Raw genomic sequence first — 22,561 nt, 5'->3', positions numbered from 1 at the left:
ATTATTGAGGTCAGTATATTGAAACTAAAAAGATTAGAATATCAGCTACAAATCTCTTTACTAGAAATTTTATTTAATAAAAAATTGGTATCTTAGGTGGAGTACCTGAATATTAGGTCGAAACTGGATAAGAGATACAAAAATGTGAGTTAGGAAACACAAAATAGCGGACAGAAAAAATTGAGCACAGTAAAATAATAACAAGTTGTTCCCTATTCTTCCTTCTACATGAAGGAAGTTTTTAGGTTATTTGAGAATTTACTCAGTCAAACTGTCAATGACTTATCATCTTAATGATAAAATAATGAAATAGTTTGAATTCTAACAAATTTTGGAAGCGGTTGCAAGGTTTTTTTCGCTATGTTAAAATGAATATGCTAAAGAGTATTTTATCACACAAAAATATCATTTAGAGTAGGGGTTAGAGTTCCCTACATGAGGAGGTAAACCTATGACTAATTTAAAAACTGGTCATAAAGCTTCATCTGACATCCTTATTAAAGGGTTGTCAGCGTCGTGTTTATTACTTTGTTCCTTAGCCTTGACGCAATATGTTCAAGCTAATGAGGTGATAGCCACTGATTCTGCGGGACAAGCAAGTGCTTTAGTCTCCAATGATTTGGCTACGGGTAGCACAGTTCCAGTGGCAAGTTCTGATACTAATTTAGCTACCAGTACTAGTCCGACAACTAGTGTTACTGCGCCAGCAATTGGTACAGAAACGCCGACAGTTGCTCCAACTGATACGAGTAAGCCTAGTTCAAATGGAGATAGTATCCTTGCATCAGCTATCACAAGCTCAACAGCTGTTCCACTTAGTCAGGGGAGTCAAACGGTCTATATGGAGGAAAAAAATACCGTAGCTATTTCTGCCCCAACTACAAGTCCAATGACTTGGACCATCTCTAATTTGCCTACTAAGACTTATGATATTAAGTCAGGTGGTTTTGTTGGTGCTGATTTACTATCAGTTACGTCAGTTACAAATGCCTCAACAACTGATTACCATATCACGATTAATCCATTGTTTGGGTCAGATCTGAGTTTAAGATGGCCAAATAATATTCGCCGTACCTATCGTGACTACATTGGAACTTATACACTAACTGGTGTCAGTCAAGATGGCCAAACAATTTTGACTAAGGAACTGAATCTACGTCCTTATGCTGATTATATGACACATGACGAATTGCTTAATGAATTAAAAACGATTGAGCAAAATCATGCAACTGATCGCCTAGTTAGGATTGAAACCATTGGAAAAAGTGCCTTAAAAAATGATATTAAAATGGGGATTGTTGCAAAGGACCAAGCAACAATTGATAACTACTTAAATCAAACGACACCTTTGATGTTAATGCAGCCTGACAAGGCTTTAGAACTGTTAGCACAAGGTAAATTTGATTATCAATTACCTATTCTTATTAATAATACCCATGCTGATGAGCAGCCGGGTATTGATATTGTTCGTAGTCTCTTTAAAACCTTTGCGACTGCTTCAATAATCAATTATCAAACAGTTGATGCTAATAATAATCCTAAGACGGTAACGATTGATATCAAGCGTTTACTAGAAAAGGTTATTTTACTCTTTAACTTCACTGAAAATCCTGATGGGGATATTGCTAATGAACGTGCATTAAATAATGGATTGGATCCAAACCGGGATACTGGCTATCAGACTAACCCGGAAACAATTGCAATTGTTGAACAAATAAATAAGTGGAATCCAATATCAATTTTTGATGTTCATGGATTCGTTAAAGATTTCTTGATTGAACCTTGCACACCTCCTCATGATCCAAACTTTGAATATGATTTATTTGAGAACGACTTAGTGAATGCGGCTCGTGAAATGGGAAATGCCGGAATTACTAATTCGGTATATGATAGATACATTATTCCCAAATTTGATTATGGTTCAGGATGGGATGATTCTTTTTCTGGGTATACAGCTGTTTATGGCTTATATCAAGGGATTCTTGGTCATACCATTGAAATCCCAGGTACAAATCAGGAGTCTTATAAAGCCGGATATCATGCCGTTCTAGGTGGCATTAATTATGATTTATCTCATAGTGATCAATTAATGAAGAACCGTTTGAATTTTTATCTTCGTGGTATTCAAAAGGCAGAAGTTAAAGCTGCAGAAGATGCTTTGGTAACAGTTGATGGCTCCGTTAAAGGTCGCATAAAAGATGGTCATGCTACTTTCTTCCCAGATTACTATGTTATTCCAATGGAATTATCAGCTACAAATGATATTGACCAAGCCTTTAAGATGATTGATTACTTCAGAAGAAATGGGGTAATTATTAATGAATTAACTGCTGATGCAGAAGGTTACAAAAAAGGTGACTTAGTCATTGACATGGCTCAAGCCAAGCGTGGCTATGCAAATCATGTTTTGTATAAAGGAGCCAATGAATCAGAATGGTCAGCAATGTATGCTGAGCTTGTCATGAACTTCCCAGCAATGCGTGGTTTTAGGTCTGAAGCTGTTTATAAAGCAAGTGTATTTGACGGAAAACTTGGTGGTGTTACCTTAACGAGTGCACCTAGGACCCAATCGACAACAGAAAACTATTATATTGTTTCTAATAACTCTCTAGCTGCAGTTCAAGCTGTTAATGCAGCTATAAAAGCTGGTAAGTCAGTTTATCTAACTGATGATGGTTATGTTATGGATAAAGCAACTTATGATAGTGTAGTTGCCACATATCCATTGTATGCTAAACCAACCTGCCTGAAACCGATTGGTCAAACCTTGAAAGCATTAGCTGTTTATGCACCAGGTAATGCCAATGCCAATCTAGGGTTTAGGTCACCATCGGAAGTTAGTCTTGCCCTTAAACAAATGGGATTCAACTTAGTTGATTCTGCTAGCGATGCAGATGTGATTGTGTTGGATAATGACCAATTCGATGCTAGTATTCTTGGCAAGAAACCTATTATTGTTTTAGGTGGTGTTGCTATGGCTAAACTTGAAAGTTTAGGAGTGTTACCGGGCTTTGATGCTGCTATGACAGACCCAGATAATGGTTACAGTTATGAAGGACTTATGAAAATAACTTTGGATGCTAATAGTCCATATACAAGTGGTTATGCAGCTAATTCACTTTATTATGCAAATTCTGGTTCATGGATTGAAGCTGTTCCGTCTGGTTTTAAAACACTGGCTAACATAAGCGAAAGTAATTTTTATGTTTCAGGGTGGTGGCCAAAACATGAAAGATTAGCTAACAAAACGGTTGCTATTAGTGGGATGTTCCAAGGACAACCAATGTTTATTTTTGCAGGGAATCCTACGAATAAAACACATACCATTAATTTCTACCGTTGGGTAAGTAATGCTATCTTTGGAACTAATTTAACCGAATTTGTTGAAGGTGATTGCCATATTACTGTACCTGATAATAATAAGGTTATAACTATCAATCATAATGGTCAAACAATTTATGTTTACCAACAAGGGTCAACTAACCCAGTTGCAACAACTGAAGAATTACCAAAATTAGCGGATTCTAAATCTAAGTCAGTAAGTAATAGTTTTGTTGTTACTGGTTTACTAGTAGCAAGTGCAGGCCTGTTTGCTTCAGTCAAACGTCGTAAAGAAAATTAGTGCTTGTTTTAATGGACGAGAGAGACAAAGGAAGTTAAGGACCCACTTAACTTCCTTTTTTTGTTATAATATAAAAAATGAGAAAAGGGTATTATTTTCTCATGTTTTCGACCACTCATCTTAATAACTGCACTTAAAAAGTCATCATGGAGAAGGTGTTAGCTGTTTAGGTAATGTAACATTATAGTATCGATTTTCCAAAGGAAAGAGAAAGTACCCCATTATGGCATTATTAATTCGTCAAGCAAGATTAGAAGATACTCCCATCTTATTATCAATCTATCAACCTTATGTCGAGCAAACTGCTATTACTTTTGACTATCAGCTCCCTAGCTTAGAAGAATTTAGGGAAAGAATGCTAGCGATTCAGTCTTTCTATCCTTATCTTGTTATTGAAAAGGATGGCCAGATTTTAGGATATGCCTATGGATCAGCTTTCCATGAACGAGAGGCCTATGCTTGGTCAGCTGAAGTGACTATCTATTTATCCCAGTCAGCACGAGGACAAGGTTGGGGACAAAAACTTTATCAAGAGTTAGAATGCCTACTGGAACAAATGGGGGTACTTAATCTCAATGCTTGTATCGCTTGGATAAAAGAAAGCTCTCCCTATTTAAACAATGGTAGTCAAGCATTCCATCAAAAACTGGGTTACCATGTCGTTGGTCATTTCACTAATTCTGGTTACAAATTTGACACCTGGTTCGATATGATTTGGATGGAAAAGATAATTGGTCAGCACACAAACCATCCTCCAAAAATCAAGTCATTTTCAGAGCTTTTAGCCAGCAAAAACGTAATTGAACCATGGCAAATTCAGTTCACAGAAAGTGACAATAACTGAGCAGTCATTCCTAAAAAAGAAGGAGAATCGATGAAAATACATGTGACAGGCGATAGTTTAATGGCAAGGCTTGAGGATGCTGATATTCCAATGGTTAACCTTAAATTGTATGACTTAGACCCGACACTTAGAGTAATGAATTCAGCTATTTCAGGCAATAGCACGCGCGACTTGTTGGCTCGTTTTGAAGACATCATTATGGATAATCAATCGGAGTATTTGTTTGTGTTGGTCGGTACAAATGATTTAGCAACAGACAGAGATGTCAGCCCTCAAGAATTTGAAAAGAATCTGAATCAATTGATTGATATCTTTGCAACACGGTTTATGACACGCCGGATTCATTTTTTGCTGCCACCTCCTGTGGATGAAGCAAAGCAGACAAAAAGAAGCAATCAACGACTAGCACAATATGGTCAACTAATCACTAAAGTTTGTCAGGAAAAGGCCTGTCGTGCTTTGGACTTGAATCAAGCTTTTCGAGATGCAGCAACTGATGACATGCCACTTGATAGAATTCTTATTGGCATCAAGGATGATGGCTTACACTTTGGGCAAAAAGGTTATGAAATTTTAGCCAAGACCATTTATGGAGCACTTAAAGTAAATGAAAAGAGCTAACGGCTGTTAGCTCTTTTTTAGTGCCAGGAACAAGTTAGAATTTGTCCTTTTCCTAGTTGTCTTGGTAGTGCTTGTTGAGAGTCCTCTTCTAACAAGTTACAAACCTGTCCTTTTTTATCTGGCACGAGTAAATTAAACTCTTGTGAGGAGTCATTTGACAAGTTATAAAGGCGCGTGATGAGAGCATTATCTCCTTGTCTTCGTTTATAGGCTGTTAGAGCGACCTGACTTGGTAGTTCTGACAGATAGCTTTTTTGAGGAGGTAGTTGCCCGTCATGGCGGCTAGTTTGAACCAAAGTAAATGGTACTTGCATAGCTTGGCAACGGATATAAGAGTGATGTTGGTTGACCTCGGAAAAAGCTTCAAAGGTGTAAGTTAAGGTTTGTTGCCCTAAACATTGTGCTTCTGGGGTTGGGAAATAGCCCCAGTCTCCCAATTCACCGACTGAACGGAGTAAGGTTAGGGCAATAGTGTTAGTATCTGGAAGAACTTCATATTCATTGAGACCAAAGTTACCAATAGTAATACCTTTTTCGTGATCTCTTAGGGAAACAAAGCATTCTTGGTGCTGTGGGTTAGATGGGTTTTTCCAGAATTGCGGATTGACCCGATTTGGCCGTTTAACCGTTTCAAAGATACTATCTGCATAATGATGGTCAGTCTCTAGCTGACTAGAGAAAAGCACGCGCAGACGATGGTTGGTCATGTGATTATCAAAACGCGTTGTAAACTGTAATTGCGGACTCCTTTTTTCTAAACGAATATCTGTTTCAATTCGTAATTGCGCCAAATCTTGGGAGCGACCAGCTGTTCGCTCGGTCACATCGACAATCGCCGTCATTTCTTTAGCTAAAGTAGCATCAGCTGACCTTGGAATCGCCATAAAACGAGTCAGTTTGATTAGCGCTAAGTTCTCAGTATTAGTGAGCACATCTACTGTAAAGGGGAAATTCTGACCTAAAATAGCTTTCTTATCGGCAGACTGTTTGAAAATATACTCATTTCCAATATCACCACAATCTTCAAAGACCAGTTGGTCTGGATAAGTATGACCCGTTGTCTTATCAGTAATCGTTAAAAGACCATTTTCAGTGATTTTCACTGCCATAAACTCATTTTCAAGAAGCCCCTTATCCTCATGATATAAGAGCTTCCCTATTTCTTTTTTGGCGATAGCTTTGCGGTGACGAAGGGCATAACTAGCATAGGACATACCAGCAAGCGTAACAGGCATTTCCAGAGTGACCTTGATAGCAAAATAAGGTTCACGGAAAGTCCGTTTTGGCAAGTCATAATCAAAAGCTGTTTCAGTGGCCAGAATGCGGACACCTTCAACGGGGTTATGTTGACTATCAATGATTTGGAAGTCTTTAGCTAGAGCTAGTCGTTCTTTTTCGACTTTTTCAAACAATTCAGAAGGTTTCTGACAACCAAGTGGCGCCTTTTTCCAAATCAGTGTTTTTTTGATAATAGCTTCTTTAGGGTGACCTAGTGTATTAAAAAGGATGAAGGCTTGACTATCTTCAGGGAAAGAAGAAGTATCAATGGCGCAAGCTATGGCCTCAGTGGCCTCAGTGGCTAGGTATTTTCCAACTTCCAAGGCTTTGTCAAAACGAGGCATCATTTCCCTATGAACCGCATCAATACTGCACCCACAAATTGAATCATGTGGGTGATTTTGCATTAAGGTTTTCCAGGCGTAGGTCAGTTGGTCGTGGGGGTAGTCTCCGCTAATATCATAAGCCATGCTGGCAAGAGGTTCCGTGATGTTTTCCAGTTGACGAGAGACCTGGGTGTTTTTTTGTTTGAGGTAGATTCTTGATGAAGCCGTATTAGCTAAGGTGTACCAACCATCTGTTTCTTGACTGGTAATTTCGCCTTCAATTGTTGTCAGATTATCTGGTAATTCGGCCTCTAAATCACTTAAATAGTCTTCAAAGCAAGAATGTACAAACTGGTAATCAGGAAAGAGTTTATTGGCGACTTTTATGGCCTTGGTTACATCAACTTGTACAGGTTGATGGTCGACACCATTCATCATCAGCAGTTGATTGGTTGAGGCAAATTTTTCAACATCAGCTAGTTTTTGTGTCCAGTAAACTTTTGCTTCTTCTTCATCAGTCGGAATTTCATTACCGTTACTGTACCAATTGGCAAATAAAAGACCTGTAATGTCACTGCCGTCAGGACCTTTCCAGGTCATTTCGGAGAATGGTGAACTGTAAAGGTCATCAGTATTGACTTGGTTGTTAAAACCAGTTGGACGAATGCCCCGACCAAAAGCTGCGGCTGCCAAATTAGCTTGTTTCATTAATTGAGGTGTTTGCCCCATATTACCAAAGGTATCTGGGAAATACCCTAGTGGGACACTTGCTCCCCAGCGGTCGCAATCTTGTTTTCCAATTAACATGTTTCGGACATTTGATTCACTGGAGGTTAAAAAGCCATCTTGTAAGATATAAAAGGGACCAATCCTCAATTTTCCTTTAGTGATAGCGTCTTGCAGTTGCTCTTTTTTTTCAGGACGAACTTGCAAGTAATCCTCTAAAATAATGGTTTGGCCATCTAAATGAAAGCTATGAAAATCAGGATCTGTTTTGAATAAATCTAGTAGGTCATCAATCAAGTTGATTAGCCGCATATGGTGTTGTTCATAGGCCATATACCACTCTCTATCCCAGTGGCTATGTGAAATAATATGTACTTTTTTCTTTTTCATATTGTCATCCTTTATGCTTTAATTGTCATGTCAAAATAATCTAAAAGTAGTTCACAAAACATCATGTTAGCCCAAGAAAACCATTCTCTGGTATAGTTATTTGGGTCATTAACATCAAAACCTTCATGCATAAGGTGGGTACCGGCATCTGTCTTAACTAAGAAGTTAAGCATAGCCTCTTTATCTTTTTTAGTTGTCGCTGTCAGCCCTTGAACGGCAAGAGCAATGTGCCAGATATAATTTTCGGGAGTGTGGGACGAGCCGATTCCTTCAGCCACCTTACCTTTGTAGAAATAAGGGTTTTCCTTACTTAGAATGGTACGACGTGTTTCTAAGTAAATAGGATGATCTTTTTGACAGAAGCCTAGATAAGGTGCTGCTAATAAGCTAGGAATATTGGCATCGTCCATGATGCTATAGTTTCCAAGACCATCAACTTCATAAGCAAAGATCTTTTGCCCTTGTTTATTCCTTACGATAGCATAAGATTCAATACCAAGCAAAATGGCTTCACGTAATTTTTTGATGCGCTCAACAAGTGCAGGCTGAGAAAAGAGCTGCTCATATAATTCTTCTAAGTAGGCTAAAACCACTGAAGCAAACATATTTGAGGGAACAAGATAACCATACTGGCAAGCATCATCAGAAGGTCTAAAGCCTGACCAAGTCATTCCAGTATAAGCAGTAGGGCTTCCCTTTCCAGCATGGGTTAGTGTATCTTCTTTGCGCCAAGTGTCTCGTTCAAAGAGATAAGGAGATTGGTCATGATTTTGTTCCACTTCCCACAAATCAAGGATGGCTAAAATTGCCTGATGGAAGTCGTCATTAAACTGACTTGTTTCACCTGTTTCTTGATAAAGGAGATAGGCCAATTGAATAGGGTAACAGAGAGAATCGACTTCATATTTGCGTTCCCAAATCCATGGATTCATCTGAGTTTGATCTGTTTGATGGCCTTGACCATTTGCTTCTTCATTAAATGCATTAGCATAGGGATCAATTAGAATGTAACGAAATTGGCGTTTTACCAAACCTGTGATTAATTGGCGCACTTCAGGGTCATCTTTAGCGACAAATAAATAAGGTTTCATTTGCGCTGTTGAATCTCTTAACCACATTGCTGGAATATCTCCAGTAAGAAGGAAGCTTGTTCCGTCTTCATAGGTTTTTAAGGTAGTTTCCAAGGTATTGGCAAATGACTTTTTGAAATTTTTTGCCCAGTCTGCATGCTCCTCACCACAGAGGGTTTCGATTTTATTCATAAAGTTACTGACACTTCTAGGTATCGGTCTTGTCATAAGGTCCTCCAAATGATATATCATTTATTTTTGCTTACATTATATACCTACTTTTGCTTTTTGTAAAGGTTTACATTGCTAAAAAATGATGATATACTATAAAAAAAGGGGGCATGATGGGAGAGTTACTGTACAAAAAGATATATCATTATCTGAAAGAAAAAATGACTGATGGCAGTTTACAAGCTGGCGATCAGCTACCAACAGAGAAAGAATTATCAGAACGTTTTTTTGTTAGCCGAATTACCTCTAAAAGAGCTTTGGTGGAATTAGAAAATGAAGGCTTGATTCATCGTCAAAGAGGCAAAGGCAGTTTTGTCAAGGACAGAAAAGCGACAACTGGCTCGGAAAAAAAATTAATTGCCTTACTGTTGCCATTTGAGGCTAGTAATGAACTGACAGATTATGCCAAAGGCATCGTCCAAGAACTGTCAAAAGGTGACTTTCAACTAACCATTAATCTGGTCAAAAATGTATCAGTGGATCAATTGTCTGATTACGCTGGGATAATTCTTTATCCAGAAAATACGAATCAGAGTATTGATTTATTATTCCAATGCCAGTTGAAAGAAATTCCTCTAGTTTTATTAGATAAAGTTGTTGAAGGGTTTGAGATGCCAACAGTTGTCTCTGAGAACCATCGGGGCTCTTATGATTTAACTAAACATCTTATCCAGATAGGATGCAAAGATATCCTCTTTATAGGACAAGAATCTTTAGGTGAGGTTTCATCAGTTAGAGATAGATACCTGGGCTATCTGCAAGCTGTTTCAGAAGAAAAAATGACTAGTCAGCATTGGATAATAGAGAAAAATTCTTCCATTGCAGAAGAATTAACTAAGTTAGCTTCCTATTTAGAGGGAAGTAAAAGTAGAAAATCAGGCTTAGTTGTTGAAAATGATTGGTTAGCCATTCAGATATTACAATATTTACAACAGAAGAATTTTAAGATTCCAGATGATCTTGCTATTGTTGGATTTGACAATATTCAAGCGGCATCATTGTTATCACCAGGTTTGACAACGGCGGGTCAAGATTTCTTGCAAATTGGTCAAGAAGCTGCTCGATTGCTGGTTCAAATGATTACATCAAATCGGCAAAAACTAGAAAGTAAAAAAATTCCAGTTAAACTGTATTATCGCAGTAGTAGTCAAAAATAATAAATAGTTGAGGTTTCATTATGGTTATATCCTTGTATAATCAGCTAAAGAGTTATCAGGAAGTGATAAGTCGTGGAGATTTTTTAGTTTTACCACGACCCGTAAAGGTTGCCTTTAAAGGTCAGTTTTTTCGTTTTCAAAATCAGGAGTCTTTAAAGACCGATTTAGCTAAAGCTAACTTTTTTGAGTGGGTCACCGATGATTCAGCCACTCTTCACATGTGTCATCAGTATGATCGAAATCTGCCAGCGGATGCTTTTTCCTTGGTGGTTAAGTCAGATTATACCATCACTATTGCAACGTCAAATATGCGAGGCTTTGCCTATGCCCAAGAAGCCCTTGAAAAGCTAATTATTCAGACAAAACAGGGGCTTGAACTTGCTCTAGTTAGTATCAAGCATTCTCCAAGTTTTGCTTTGAGGGGGGTGATTGAGGGCTTCTATGGGGAACCTTGGACAAAGGAAGAAAGAAGTGATTGCTTACGATTTTTAGGTCAAAATCGCATGAATACTTATATGTATGCGCCTAAAAATGATGACTTTTTGCGCAAGCAATGGCGTGATTTGTACCCCAATGAGTGGATTGCCTATTTTAAAGACTTGTTAGCTGAGGCTAAAGCTAATCAGGTTGATTTTTGGTATATGATTAGTCCGGGTTTGGATTTTGATTATTGTGATCCTGAGGACTATCAGGTTTTATATGAAAAGTTGCAACAAATGATTGATTTGGGCGTCAATCGTTTTGGTCTTCTCTTAGATGACATTGACTATACCATCATGGAAACTGTTGAAAAGTATTATCAATCTGCTGCTTTTGCTCAAGGCCACTTAGTTAATCAGGTTTATGATTACCTCATAAAACAGCAGGCGGCTGTTGACTTGGTTGTTTGCCCAACTGAGTATGATAATGCTCATGATTCCTTATATTTAAACCAATTATCAGAAATTATGGCACCTGAAATTCCTTTCTTTTGGACAGGACCATCAACCCTTGCCAGTCAGATTTCTGAGGCTGATGTAGCTTTAATTCACCAAGTCTATCATCGACCAATCATTATTTGGGACAATATTCCAGTCAATGATTATCAAAAAGACCATCAAAGACTGTTTATCAGTCCCTATGCCAACCGGTCGCCGCAGTTAGCCAATCCTAGCTATCTAGTTTCAGGAATTGTGTCAAATCCAATGATTAATTGGGAAATGTCCAAGCTCACTTTAATGGATATGAGCCACTATTTGTGGGATGCCAATCGTTTTGAGCCAGCCACTTCCTTTAAAGAAACCTTGCTGACTTATGCAGATTCGCCGGCTGAAGCAAATGCCCTTGAAATCTTTGCCTATCATAATGGTAATCGGCACCTGCACCAGGAGTGCCCATTTGCAATTGCCCAGGCTATCAAAGCTAATGACCTTTCATTCTTAGAAGCTTCTTTAAAAGAATTGGCCAAAGCCAGTCACGTTTTAAAGGAGTCAAAAAATATTTCCTTTGTTCAATCAATTAGCCCATGGCTAGCGCGTGTGGAAGAAGATATCAACTTCTGGCAAGCCATCCAAGAATCACAGCCAAATTTGAATGCCCGATATGAGGAATTGATATCAGGACCATGTCGAACTGGCTCAGATATTGCTATTCGCTATTATGATTACCATATTTTGAAGCAAACTAATGCCAATCAAGCCAAAGTTAGCTTAGCACAAGCTGAGGATTATCACTAAAAAAGCTGAGAAAATAGTCTCAGCTTTTTACTTTGTAAGAGAAAATGGGAAATCAGCTTGTTTCAAGTTGCGGATTGGCGGAACAAGTCCAAGTTTGAAGGCCAATTTTCCACCTTTAAGTAAATCACGATGGGTCATATAGAGTTTGGTCACCTTGGCATCATTAAAGTTTACCTCAGTTACAAATTGGTGCTGTGGATGATTATTCTGACAGCTGATGACTAAGTCTTTTTGGTTGGGGAGATGTATGACAATCTTGTCCAAATTTGGTATTCCTAACAAGTATTGGCTACTGCCGGGAGTCATTGGATAAAGGCCTATTGTATTTAAGAGATACCATGAACTCATACTGCCATTATCTTCATCACCAGGGTAGCCAGTTTTGGTAAAAGCATGATTTAGCAAATTTTTAATGATTAATTGCCCATAGGCAGGTTTACCAACGAAGTAGTAAAGGTATGGCAGGTGGAAACTTGGTTGATTGGAGATGGCAATCTGACCAAAATCTTGAGCAGCTAATTCTGACATTTCATGAATTTCAAAGCCGTAGGAACCAACTAAGAAGTCAGGACTAGTGTTACAGAGCTCTTCTAGGGTTTTAGCAAAAATAGCTTTGCCGCCAATAGCTTTTATTAAACCAAGAAAATCATGGTAAACACCCCAAGCATTTTGATAACTAGAGCCTTCTGTATAATCACCCCCCCATTCTTTAGGTTGAAAATCAGATGCAAAATGGCCCTGCTTGTCTTTTCCTCGCAAACAAGTCTGTTCCGAATCAATTAAGTTCCGGTAGTTGAGTGATTGATAGTGGTAATGAGCTGCCAAGGCTTTTTGTCCTAAAAGTCCAGCAAGCTGACCAATACAGAAATCACTATATGAGTAATCAAGGGTCTGATTAACACTTTCTGGATAAGCATTTGGAATATACCCCAGAGCTTCGTAGTCTTTACTTGCTAGGCGACCATATTTTTTATCCTCTTTATCATTTTTAGCGGTTGCTAACATGGCTTCTAATAAAACTGGCCAATCCTTTTTGCCCAATCCTTTCATAGCACCGTCAGCGATTACCGCATCTGCTAATGTACCTGGCATCATGCCACGTTCATCAGGGGATAACCATTTTGGTAGATAGCCCGTGTCTTTATAGGAAGACACTAAACCTTCTAAAACCTCCTCATAAATCTCTGGAGCAATCAAAGATAAGAAGGGGTAAAGTGTTTTAGAAGTATCCCAAAAGCCATTATTAGTATAGAGTTTTCCTTTTGCTACTGTTTTGGTCAATGTATTGTAGTGTATGTCCTGACCAAGGTCATCAATTTCATACCATCTTTGTGGGAAGAGGAGTGAGCGGTAGAAATGTTGGTAAAAGAGATGCTCTTTTTCCTTGTCTTGATTTGTGACCTCGATCCGCTCAAGGTAGCTTAACCAGCTCGAACGATTTTTTTCAACGGCTTGCTTAAAAGTCAATTTGCCCTCTGTCTGATAATTGATCAGAGCTTGCTTATGACTAATAAAGGAAGTCGCGCCACTCAGTTCAATTTCTTTAATAACCTTGTCAAAGGCAAAATAGAAAAAGCTATCTTCGTGACTATCATTTAAGGCACAAGTCATCAACTCTTTCCCGATTTTTCGTTCTACAATTGGATGAGACAGATGGATGGTTACATACATTTTCAGGTCTTTATCTTCACAGTCTGACTGATTCTTGACATAACCATGCAGGGTTTTCCCATCGGAAGAAACTTGCCAAGCACTAGCACCAGGGTGATGAATGATGATACCAGCACCGCCATTTTCAAAAGAAAAAGCATACTGAAAAGCATAAGTAGAGGCAGTCGCTAGGACACTTAAACCTTGACCAGGACTAGAGAGTTGGATTTGATGTGGCTGGAAGGTCGCTTCTTTTGGTCGGTAGGACCATTGGTTATGGAAATCATCGCCAATGGTAATAGCTCCGCTGACTGGCAGGCAAGTAAAGGTTGAAAAATCACCAATCCAGGGACTAGGTTGATGGGTTAGCCTCAGCCCAAGAAAGGAGTGGTCCTCAGGATGAAACCACCAGCTAGAATCCTTACTTCGGCTCTGAACGGAGATGTAATTCATGGCAAAAGGTGTTCCTGTCAATGGCAGACAGTTGCCTTGTGAGAAACGGTAGTGGTTGGCAGTGCCAAAGCGGGTGTCTATAAAATCCAGTCTGTCCATATTAGTGTTCCTCGCCAGTAGAAAGAAAGTCGATGGCTGCGCCCAATAAGTTAGCTTCTTGTTTAAATTGGCAAATGCCCAGTTTTGGTCTGATGTTTGAAATTTTGACGGCTTGATAAATCTTGTCCAGTTCAGCTTCAAGTGTAGGCAGTAAAAAGTCGGCTTGTGACACACCACCACCAAGTAAAATCATTTCTGGATCAAAGGTATGTTGGATGTTATAAATGGCCATGGCGATGGCTCGGATAAAGATTTGCTTTTCAGCAATGGCAAGCTCATCACCTGCTTGTGCAAGGCCTAGCACTTCAATTCCGGTATAGTTCTTGCCATCATTTTTAGTTTGACTATATCGTTTAGCCATGTTGACCACTGTACCTAATTCACTAAGGATGTGATAATCTTTGTCCATAACCATAAAGCCAAATTCACCACCAAATAAGTGAGCTCCGTGATGAATTTTACCATTGAGGACCAGACTGCCACCAACTCCAGTCCCCATAACAATAGTAGCCATGCTAGAGCTTCCTTTGCCAGCCCCCATGGCATTTTCGGCTAAAGCCGCACAATTGGCATCATTTTCAATGCTGATTGGCAGTTGGAAGAGGTGCTCTAATTGCTTTTGAATTGGAAAGTTGTGAATATATGGTAGAGCACTGGCCCCTTCGATAACACCAGTTTCTTTATTAACGGCACCAGGTGAACTAATTCCAACACCTTCAATTGGGAATTTGGCTTTAAAGTTTTTTACTTGTTGATCTAATAACTCATAGAAGCTTTCTAGATTATCGGGAGTTGGAAATTGGACTTGCTGACTGAGTTGTCCATCTTGGCACAGGGCAAACTTGATAGAAGTGCCACCAATATCAATTGTTAATAGTTGCATGTTATGTTTCCTCCATTATCTTACCAATAGTATATGAAAAAAAGGAGAGATTGAAAAGGCTTTCTTTAGTAATCTATACTTTGTTCTAAAGACCTATAGTTTGTGTTATCAATTCTATAATTTGTTGCTTGTTGGTCCAAGAGGAGATTGATATACTTTAGAGGAATTGAGAAGAAGTTAGGAGGTTTGGTTTATGCGTGACATGACCAAAAAGAAAAAAGCATCATTTTGGACAACTGTTAAGAAGAATCGAACCTTGTTACTAATGGTATTACCAGGATTTGTCTGGTTTATCTTTTTCTTCTATATTCCAGTTTTTGCTAATGTTGTTGCCTTTAAGGATTTCCATTATTCATCAGGTGGTTTTTTAGAAAGTTTACGCCATAGTCCCTGGGTTGGTTTAGATAATTTTAAATTTCTATTTTCATCTAAAGATGCCTGGTTGATAACTAAGAATACCTTAGGATACAATTTGATCTTTTTAGCCTTTAATGTTTTCTTTGCTATTGCATTTGCAATTGTCATGAGTGAATTGCGCAATAAGCGAGGGGTTAAAGTTTACCATACTATGTCATTACTCCCTTATTTTCTTTCTTGGGTAGTTATTGAATATTTTGTTTATGCCTTCTTAAATCCTGACCGTGGAATGATCAATAATACGATTGTGGCACATGGTGGACAACCAATTATGTGGTACTCTAATCCAACTTGGTGGCCTCTCATTTTGTTAATTATGAATGTTTGGAAGGGACTTGGCTATAACAGTATTATTTATTATGCCTCTGTTGTTGGGATTAGTGATGACTATTACGAGGCTGCCATGGTTGATGGGGCTAGTAAGTGGCAACAGATTAAAAATATTACCATTCCTCAGTTATTACCAATGGTTTCAATACTGTTAATTTTAAATATTGGTAGTATTTTTAGGTCTGACTTTGGATTATTCTTCCAACTTCCAAAGAATTCAGGCGCTTTATATGAAGTAACCAGCGTACTTGATACATACGTTTATAATGGATTAACCTCTACAGGTGATATTGGTATGGCTTCAGCAGCTAGTCTGTATCAGTCAGTTGTAGGGACCTGTATTCTCTTGATTTCGAATGCCATTGTTCGAAAATGGGATCCAGATTCAGCACTTTTTTAGGAGATAACTATGGTAAAAAGAAAAAAAATTGAAAAAGTCTCGGTCAGAACCTTTGATCGTAGAACCAATCTTATCTTCAATATTCTAATTGCCCTATTTGCTTTGTCTTGTATTATTCCCTTTGTCTTTGTTATTATAATCTCCTTTACAGATGAAGGGTATTTAATCAATCATGGCTATAGTTTTTTCCCAAACCTGTGGTCTACACATGCCTATCAATTTATTTTTGAAGGGGTCATGAAAGAAAAGATACTTAGGTCATTTGGCATTTCAGTTTTCATTACTGTTTTTGGAACACTAATTAATACGACAATGACCTCTACCTATGCTTATGCTATTTCAAGGCCATATTTCCCTTATAAGCGTTTTTTCACCATTTACGCATTGATTACCATGTTGTTTGCTCCTGGTATGGTCGCTAACTATTTAGTTGTTAGTAATCTCCTTCAATTAAAAGACACCATCTGGGCATTAATCTTACCCCTAGCATTAGGTCCATTTGGCATCTTAGTGATGCGGACTTTTTTCAAAAAAACAGTTCCAGATAGTATCATTGAGTCAGCTCGCATTGATGGGGCTAGTGAATTCACCATTTTTGTCAGAATTGTTTTACCATTAGCTGTGCCAGGAATAGCAACAATTAGTTTGTTTGCAGCATTATCTTATTGGAATGATTGGTTCAATGCGTTGCTTTATATTCAAAGTGACAATCTAGTACCTATGCAATATTTACTAATGAAAGTTCAAAGTAACTTAGAAGCTCTGGCTCGCAATGCTAGTCTCGGAGCTCAAATGGCTGATGGCTTTAAAGCATTGCCCAAAGAATCAGTTCGGATGGCCATTGTGGTTATTGCAACATTACCAATTGCTATCACCTATCCATTTTTCCAAAAATATTTTGTAGGTGGTTTGACTATTGGTGGTGTCAAAGAATAATATGTAAAAAATTTTAGGAGGCGTTCACTTATGAAAAAGTGGCAAAAAATTGTTTGTGTAACCGGAACTGTTTTGGCAGCTTCTAGTCTCGCAGCTTGTGGCAACAAATCTACAGGTGGTGATAAAGAAGGTGGCAAACTCTTAATGTATCAAATTGGGGATAAACCTGATAATTTTAATCAATTAATGAAGATTGCGAATAAACGCATTAAAGAAAAAACAGGAGTTACGCTCGATGTCCAGTATATTGGCTGGGGTGACTGGGATAGTAAAATGAGTACCATCATCGCATCTGGTGAGGCTTATGATATTGCTTTTTCAAATAATTATGTCGTGAATTCTCAAAAAGGTGCCTTTGCTGATTTAACAAAATTAATTCCAAAATATGCTAAAAAAACATATGAAAATATGGATCCTGCCTATATCAAAGGAAATAAAGTTGATGGCAAATTATATGCATTCCCTGTTGATGCCAATGTTTATGCTCAACAAATGCTCACATTTAACAAACCTTTAGTTGATAAATATCGATTGGATATTTCAGGCGTTAATTCTTACGCTTCAGCAGAAGCAGTGCTAAAACAATTCCATGAAAAAGATCCTAAAACAGCAGCTTTTGCAATTGGACAAGTCTTCAATATGTCTGGTAACTTTGATTACCCATTAACCAAAGATCAACCATTTGCAGTAAAAATAGATGAAGGCAAACCAACTATCATCAACCAATATGAAGATGAAGGATTTAAAGATAACCTTCGCCTAATGCATAAATGGTACCAAGAAGGGTTGATTCCTAAAGATGCAGCAACCAATACTGAGGGTTACCCATTAGAGGGCGATACTTGGTTTATGCGTGAAGAAACACAAGGTCCTATGGATTATGGCGACACTATCTTAACTAACGCAGCTGGTAAAGAAGTTGTCTCTCGTCCTTTGACAAAACAATTAAAAACAACTAACCAAGCACAAATGGCCAACTTTGTCGTTTCAAGTGCTTCTAAAAATAAAGAAAAAGCTGTTGAAGTACTTGGCTTGCTTAACAGTGACCCAGAATTATTAAATGGACTTGTTTATGGTGTCAAGGGCGAAGCATGGGAAAAAACTGGCGACAAGAAAATCAAATTACTTGATGGCTATAAACCAAAACTTCATATGTCAGCTTGGAACACTGGTAATAATAAGATTCTCTATACTCAAGAATCTATTACAGATGACATGATTGCAAAACGTGATCAATCAATCAAAGATGCCAAAGAATCACCAATCCTTGGCTTTACAGTAAATACAAAATCAATCAAGACTGAATTGTCTAATATTGCTAATGTCATGAATCGCTATAAAGCTAGTGTGAACACAGGTACCGTAGATCCTGACGAAACATTGCCAAAAATGATTAAAGACCTTAAAGGCGCTGGATGGGATAAAGTTCAAAAAGAAGTTCAAAAACAATTGGATGACTATACTTCTAAAAACAAATAAGTTTCCCAAAAGCCAATTAACAAAGAGGATTGAGATGTGTCTTAGTCCTCTTTTTGTTAAGCGGTTTCACAATGACATTAAGTATGATATAGTAGATTTGGTTAAGAAAAATAATTTGAAAAGAAGAAAAGGAAATAGTATGTCAGGATTAGAAAAATTATTTTATACGATATGGAAAATGATGCAATTAACACTGATTTTTCATGTGCTCTGTTTATCTGGTCTCATTCTATTTGGAATTGGACCTGCTTGGCAAACTATTATTTCCTTATATTTTACTAGTGATGTAGAAGCAAAAAATTATTCTATTAAGACAGCCTTTGACCTTTGGAAAGACAATTTTAAGCGAGCTAATGGTTACTTCTTATCATTACTCTTAGTGCTTTGTTTTCTAGCCATCAATTTACATTTAGCCATTCAATTACAAGGGCTCATATTTTTCTGTTTGACCTTTATAATCGGAGCCGTTATGGTTTTCTTTGTATTGCTCTACCTTTATGTCAGTCTATATGATGTGCTTTATGATATTGCCATTTGGGATAACATCAAGCTAGCTTTTATTAGTTTATTTTTCAGTTTTAGAAAACTCTTAGAACTCCTAGCCAGCTTAGTCATTACCATAGCTGTAACTTGGAAATTTAAAGGCTTATTCCTCTTTCTTAGTTTTGGTTTATTTGTCTTTGTCTTAGACTATGTTAGCAAATCAAATCGAAAAATTGTGGATGACATGACTTATGATAATTAATAATCTTTCTAAAATTTTTAATAAGCAAATTCGTCAGGGAATATTAATTAATCGCCTGATGAAAGTATACAGTATCTTAATTATCTTATTTTTTGGAATTGGTGCCCTATCATTAAGTACTTACTCAATCATTAGTGACTATAGAACAGTCCAAAAAGAAATGGACAAGCGTCTGGAAGAATCAGTTAGGATTCTGCAATCACAAAACTATGTCACATTACGTGTATTGGAGCAACTGGTTGGCCGATCAGATGATTTTAGCAACTTAACGGACTATATGACGATGAGTCAAAGTGCTTATTTTAACAAAGTGATTAATGATTGGCAAATGGATCGTAAAACGGTTGCTATACCTAATCAGATGCAAAGGCTATTTGATTTATATCCGGAGATGCAATCCATCATTATCAATTTAGATGACAATAATCACTACCTTGAAGCCACAAAAGCTCGTAAAACGGGGCAATTTAAAAGTGGAAAACTAGATTTTCTTAGAGGCAATTATATGGTTCAAGCCATTCGTCACCCAGACAATGGTGAAGTAGAGGGAAGTTTATATTTAACCTTTAAACAACCATCTGTTTCAAAGGCTGAGAGAAATTCACTGATATCAACCTTTGCATTTGATGATTTTGGTCGGGAGCTCTATGATATGACCCCATCAAATCAATCTGATTTAAGCTCATTATTTGGAAATGCCATTAAAAGACAAAGAGACATCTATTCCCTAAATCAAGCTAAAGATTATAGGATCAGTGGCAGTGTAGTTGGGAGTTGGTTGACGCTTGTTACGGTCAAAAAAACAACCTTAATAATAAATGCCATTGAAACTGTTTTGATTTATAGTATTGTTGCAGCCTTTTTAGCCTGGTGTTTGTTGAAACTGTTATTTGGTCTTTTTCGCAATTACATTCAACAAGTCTCAGAAATCACTGATACACTTGATTTAGTTTCTGCAGGAGACCTGTCCTTAAAAATTGACAATAGTCATATGGAATTGGAGTTATTCAATATTTCTGAAGGAATTAATCTCATGTTAGACAACATCAACCAATCCATTGAAGAAATTTATACGCTTGAGGTTGAGCAACGAGATGCTCAGATGAGTGCCTTACAGGCCCAAATCAATCCACATTTCTTATACAATACGCTAGAGTATGTTAGAATGTATGCCCTTAGCTGTCGCCAAGAAGAATTAGCAGATGTTATTTATGCCTTTGCAGCCTTACTCAGAAATAATATCAGTAAGGATAAAGTTACTAGTTTAAAAGAAGAACTCGATTTTTGTGAAAAATATATTTATTTGTATCAGATGCGCTATCCCGAAAGTTTTGCTTATCATGTCGTGGTTGATCCAAGTTTGTCCTCAATTCAAATACCCAAATTTGTTATCCAACCCCTAGTTGAAAATTATTTTGTTCATGGTATTGATTATAATCGTCGTGACAATGCCCTTAGTATCAAAGCTAAGGACAGTGGTAACTTTATTAAAATCTTGATTGAAGATAATGGAAAAGGTGTTTCAGATAATGATATCAGGCGGATTGAAGATAATTTAAGAAAAAATGGTAAAAGCGATAAGACATCGATTGGCTTAGAAAATGTTTATTTGCGCTTGATGACTTATTTTAAAGATGATTTAATTTGGTCAATAGGACATTCAAAAGCAGGTGGCTTTAAGATAGAGATTACATTTAGAAAGGAAGTCTAATGTACAAAGTACTCTTAGTAGACGATGAATACATGATTTTGCAAGGGCTTCAACTTATCATTGATTGGCAATCGTTGGGATTTGAAGTTATTGGGACAGCTAAGTCAGCAAAAGAAGCCTTAAGACTGTTAAGTGATATTCGCGTTGACCTGATGATTTCCGATGTCAATATGCCAGAAATGACTGGATTGCAGTTGATTGAAGAAGCAACAAAGCTTTATCCTAACTTACAAACGATGATTTTGTCAGGCTATCAAGAATTTGATTTTGTTAAGCGAGCCATTGAACTGGAAAGCAGAGCTTATCTTCTAAAGCCGATTAATAAAGATGAATTAAAAGAAAAACTTGTAACCGTTAAAAACACTCTTGACCAACACATGATTGAACGAAAAAAGCAAACAGGATATGACGAATATCTTGTTAAACAATGGTTACTGGATGAGTTAAGTGAGTCTGATTTTGAGGAGCATCTGGCAAATAAGTATCAGTTGAAGAATACCTCTTTCACGGTGCTATATATTGACTATGCTAGAGAACTTGAAAACTTACGGAGCTATTTTAAACAAAACATGCAAGAATTACCACTCGTCATTACTCAAGATAAAAAGGTATTTTATGCTATTTTAGTTGGCAACCGTTTACTGATTAAATCATTTGTAGAAGACTTGCAGCAAACCTTTCAAGCTGATCTGATACAATTAATTTTGGCTGAAACAGTTACGGATTGGGAAAATGTATATGATAGCTACAATCAGGTTCAAAGTCATCTCTTTTATAATAAACAAGTTAAGGGAAGTGCGATCAGCCACACTATTTTTCCAAGTTCGGAACTACAATTTTTATCATTCAATAAAGCATTGATGATTGGTGACAAGCCGACGATCTTAAGTAAATTAGATGCCATATTTGAAGAAATGGCAGAGCTAGGCTATAGTCCTGAGGATGTTAAACATGTTTCCTTTTTGCTGTTTTTAGATATCTATCGTAAATTTCCAATTTTAGACAAAACGACCTACTCAGCTATGCTTGAAACCATTCATACTAGTAAACATATTGATCGCATTCAATCAGAACTGGTTAGATTATTAGAGTTAACTAGTCAAGATAATCCACCACAAAAGCGGTTTTCAGAACTTGTTAGTGAAACTATTTCATATATTACACAGTCATACTCAGAGGATTTGAGTTTAAAATACGTGGCAGATAAATTGCATGTTAATGGTGTATATCTTGGTCAATGTTTTAAAAACGAAACAGAGCAGAGCTTTGCCCAGTATTTGAACCAAGTTAGAATTCAAAAAGCACAGCAACTGCTCTTGTATACCAATCACTCCATCAGTGAGATTGCCTTTGAAATAGGTTATAACACTAATCATTATTTTATAAAAATGTTTAAGAAATTAAATGGATTGTCGCCAAAGGAATTTAGAGACTGTTATCGGGATAATTATTATTCCATAAATGATAATAAGAATTGA

At 37.3% G+C, this 22,561-nt stretch carries 15 protein-coding genes; 11 read left to right on the top strand and 4 right to left on the bottom strand.

Features of this window, described 5'->3' with window-relative positions:
• Nucleotides 1-451: 451 nt before the first annotated feature.
• The 3 genes from ACVRZD_RS08105 (at nt 452) to ACVRZD_RS08095 (ending at nt 5,087) form a co-directional block, all read left to right on the top strand.
• A complete protein-coding gene (locus ACVRZD_RS08105; RefSeq protein ID WP_037625214.1) occupies nt 452-3,622 on the top strand; it encodes a zinc carboxypeptidase in 3,171 nt (1,056 codons plus the stop codon).
• 223 nt (nt 3,623-3,845) lie between these two features.
• Complete coding sequence (locus ACVRZD_RS08100; RefSeq protein ID WP_037625216.1) at nt 3,846-4,466, top strand: GNAT family N-acetyltransferase; 621 nt, start codon at nt 3,846-3,848, stop codon at nt 4,464-4,466.
• Between the two features lie 30 nt (nt 4,467-4,496).
• On the top strand, nt 4,497-5,087 hold the full coding sequence (locus ACVRZD_RS08095) for an SGNH/GDSL hydrolase family protein (protein WP_037625218.1): 591 nt from the start codon (nt 4,497-4,499) through the stop codon (nt 5,085-5,087).
• 17 nt (nt 5,088-5,104) lie between these two features.
• Here ACVRZD_RS08095 and ACVRZD_RS08090 read toward each other — a convergent pair whose 3' ends face one another.
• Together ACVRZD_RS08090 and ACVRZD_RS08085 are read right to left on the bottom strand one after the other, a co-directional pair.
• The gene (locus ACVRZD_RS08090; protein WP_447450422.1) at nt 5,105-7,807 is read right to left on the bottom strand and encodes an alpha-mannosidase; all 2,703 of its coding nucleotides are present in this window, start codon (nt 7,805-7,807) and stop codon (nt 5,105-5,107) included.
• Between the two features lie 11 nt (nt 7,808-7,818).
• Nucleotides 7,819-9,105, bottom strand: a complete 1,287-nt coding sequence (locus ACVRZD_RS08085) for a glycoside hydrolase family 125 protein (protein WP_037625220.1) — start codon at nt 9,103-9,105, stop codon at nt 7,819-7,821.
• 116 nt (nt 9,106-9,221) lie between these two features.
• On the opposite strand from ACVRZD_RS08085, the gene ACVRZD_RS08080 reads away from it, so the two are divergent.
• Both ACVRZD_RS08080 and ACVRZD_RS08075 read left to right on the top strand, forming a co-directional pair.
• A complete protein-coding gene (locus ACVRZD_RS08080; RefSeq protein ID WP_037625222.1) occupies nt 9,222-10,265 on the top strand; it encodes a GntR family transcriptional regulator in 1,044 nt (347 codons plus the stop codon).
• Nucleotides 10,266-10,285: 20 nt separating this feature from the next.
• A complete protein-coding gene (locus tag ACVRZD_RS08075; RefSeq protein ID WP_447450421.1) occupies nt 10,286-11,980 on the top strand; it encodes a protein O-GlcNAcase in 1,695 nt (564 codons plus the stop codon).
• Between the two features lie 27 nt (nt 11,981-12,007).
• Here ACVRZD_RS08075 and ACVRZD_RS08070 read toward each other — a convergent pair whose 3' ends face one another.
• Nucleotides 12,008-14,182 carry a GH92 family glycosyl hydrolase gene (locus tag ACVRZD_RS08070; protein ID WP_447450420.1) on the bottom strand — a complete coding sequence of 725 codons (2,175 nt, stop codon included), beginning with the start codon at nt 14,180-14,182 and terminating at the stop codon, nt 12,008-12,010.
• Nucleotide 14,183: 1 nt separating this feature from the next.
• Nucleotides 14,184-15,065, bottom strand: a complete 882-nt coding sequence (locus ACVRZD_RS08065; RefSeq protein ID WP_037625224.1) for an ROK family protein — start codon at nt 15,063-15,065, stop codon at nt 14,184-14,186.
• A 202-nt stretch (nt 15,066-15,267) separates the two neighbouring features.
• Here ACVRZD_RS08065 and ACVRZD_RS08060 point away from each other — a divergent pair, with 202 nt between their 5' ends.
• The 6 genes from ACVRZD_RS08060 (at nt 15,268) to ACVRZD_RS08035 (ending at nt 22,561) form a co-directional block, all read left to right on the top strand.
• The gene (locus ACVRZD_RS08060) at nt 15,268-16,212 is read left to right on the top strand and encodes an ABC transporter permease (RefSeq protein ID WP_037625322.1); all 945 of its coding nucleotides are present in this window, start codon (nt 15,268-15,270) and stop codon (nt 16,210-16,212) included.
• 9 nt (nt 16,213-16,221) lie between these two features.
• Nucleotides 16,222-17,148, top strand: a complete 927-nt coding sequence (locus tag ACVRZD_RS08055; RefSeq protein WP_037625227.1) for a carbohydrate ABC transporter permease — start codon at nt 16,222-16,224, stop codon at nt 17,146-17,148.
• Nucleotides 17,149-17,178: 30 nt separating this feature from the next.
• Nucleotides 17,179-18,627 (top strand): ABC transporter substrate-binding protein, encoded by a 1,449-nt coding sequence (locus ACVRZD_RS08050; protein WP_037625229.1) that lies wholly within the window; start codon nt 17,179-17,181, stop codon nt 18,625-18,627.
• Nucleotides 18,628-18,766: 139 nt separating this feature from the next.
• Nucleotides 18,767-19,372, top strand: coding sequence for a YesL family protein (locus ACVRZD_RS08045; RefSeq protein WP_037625231.1), 606 nt, complete (start codon nt 18,767-18,769; stop codon nt 19,370-19,372).
• Entirely contained in the window at nt 19,362-21,083 is a 1,722-nt protein-coding gene (locus ACVRZD_RS08040) for a sensor histidine kinase (protein ID WP_037625233.1), read from the top strand. The genes ACVRZD_RS08045 and ACVRZD_RS08040 overlap by 11 nt, the downstream gene beginning before the upstream one ends.
• Nucleotides 21,083-22,561: a response regulator transcription factor gene (locus tag ACVRZD_RS08035; RefSeq protein ID WP_037625235.1), complete on the top strand. Its 1,479-nt coding sequence runs from the start codon at nt 21,083-21,085 to the stop codon at nt 22,559-22,561. Before ACVRZD_RS08040 ends, ACVRZD_RS08035 begins: the two co-directional genes overlap by 1 nt.

This window comes from Streptococcus hongkongensis (assembly GCF_053206145.1).
Note: the sequence above shows the minus strand (reverse complement) of the source record. Positions and strands in the feature narration are given on the sequence as shown.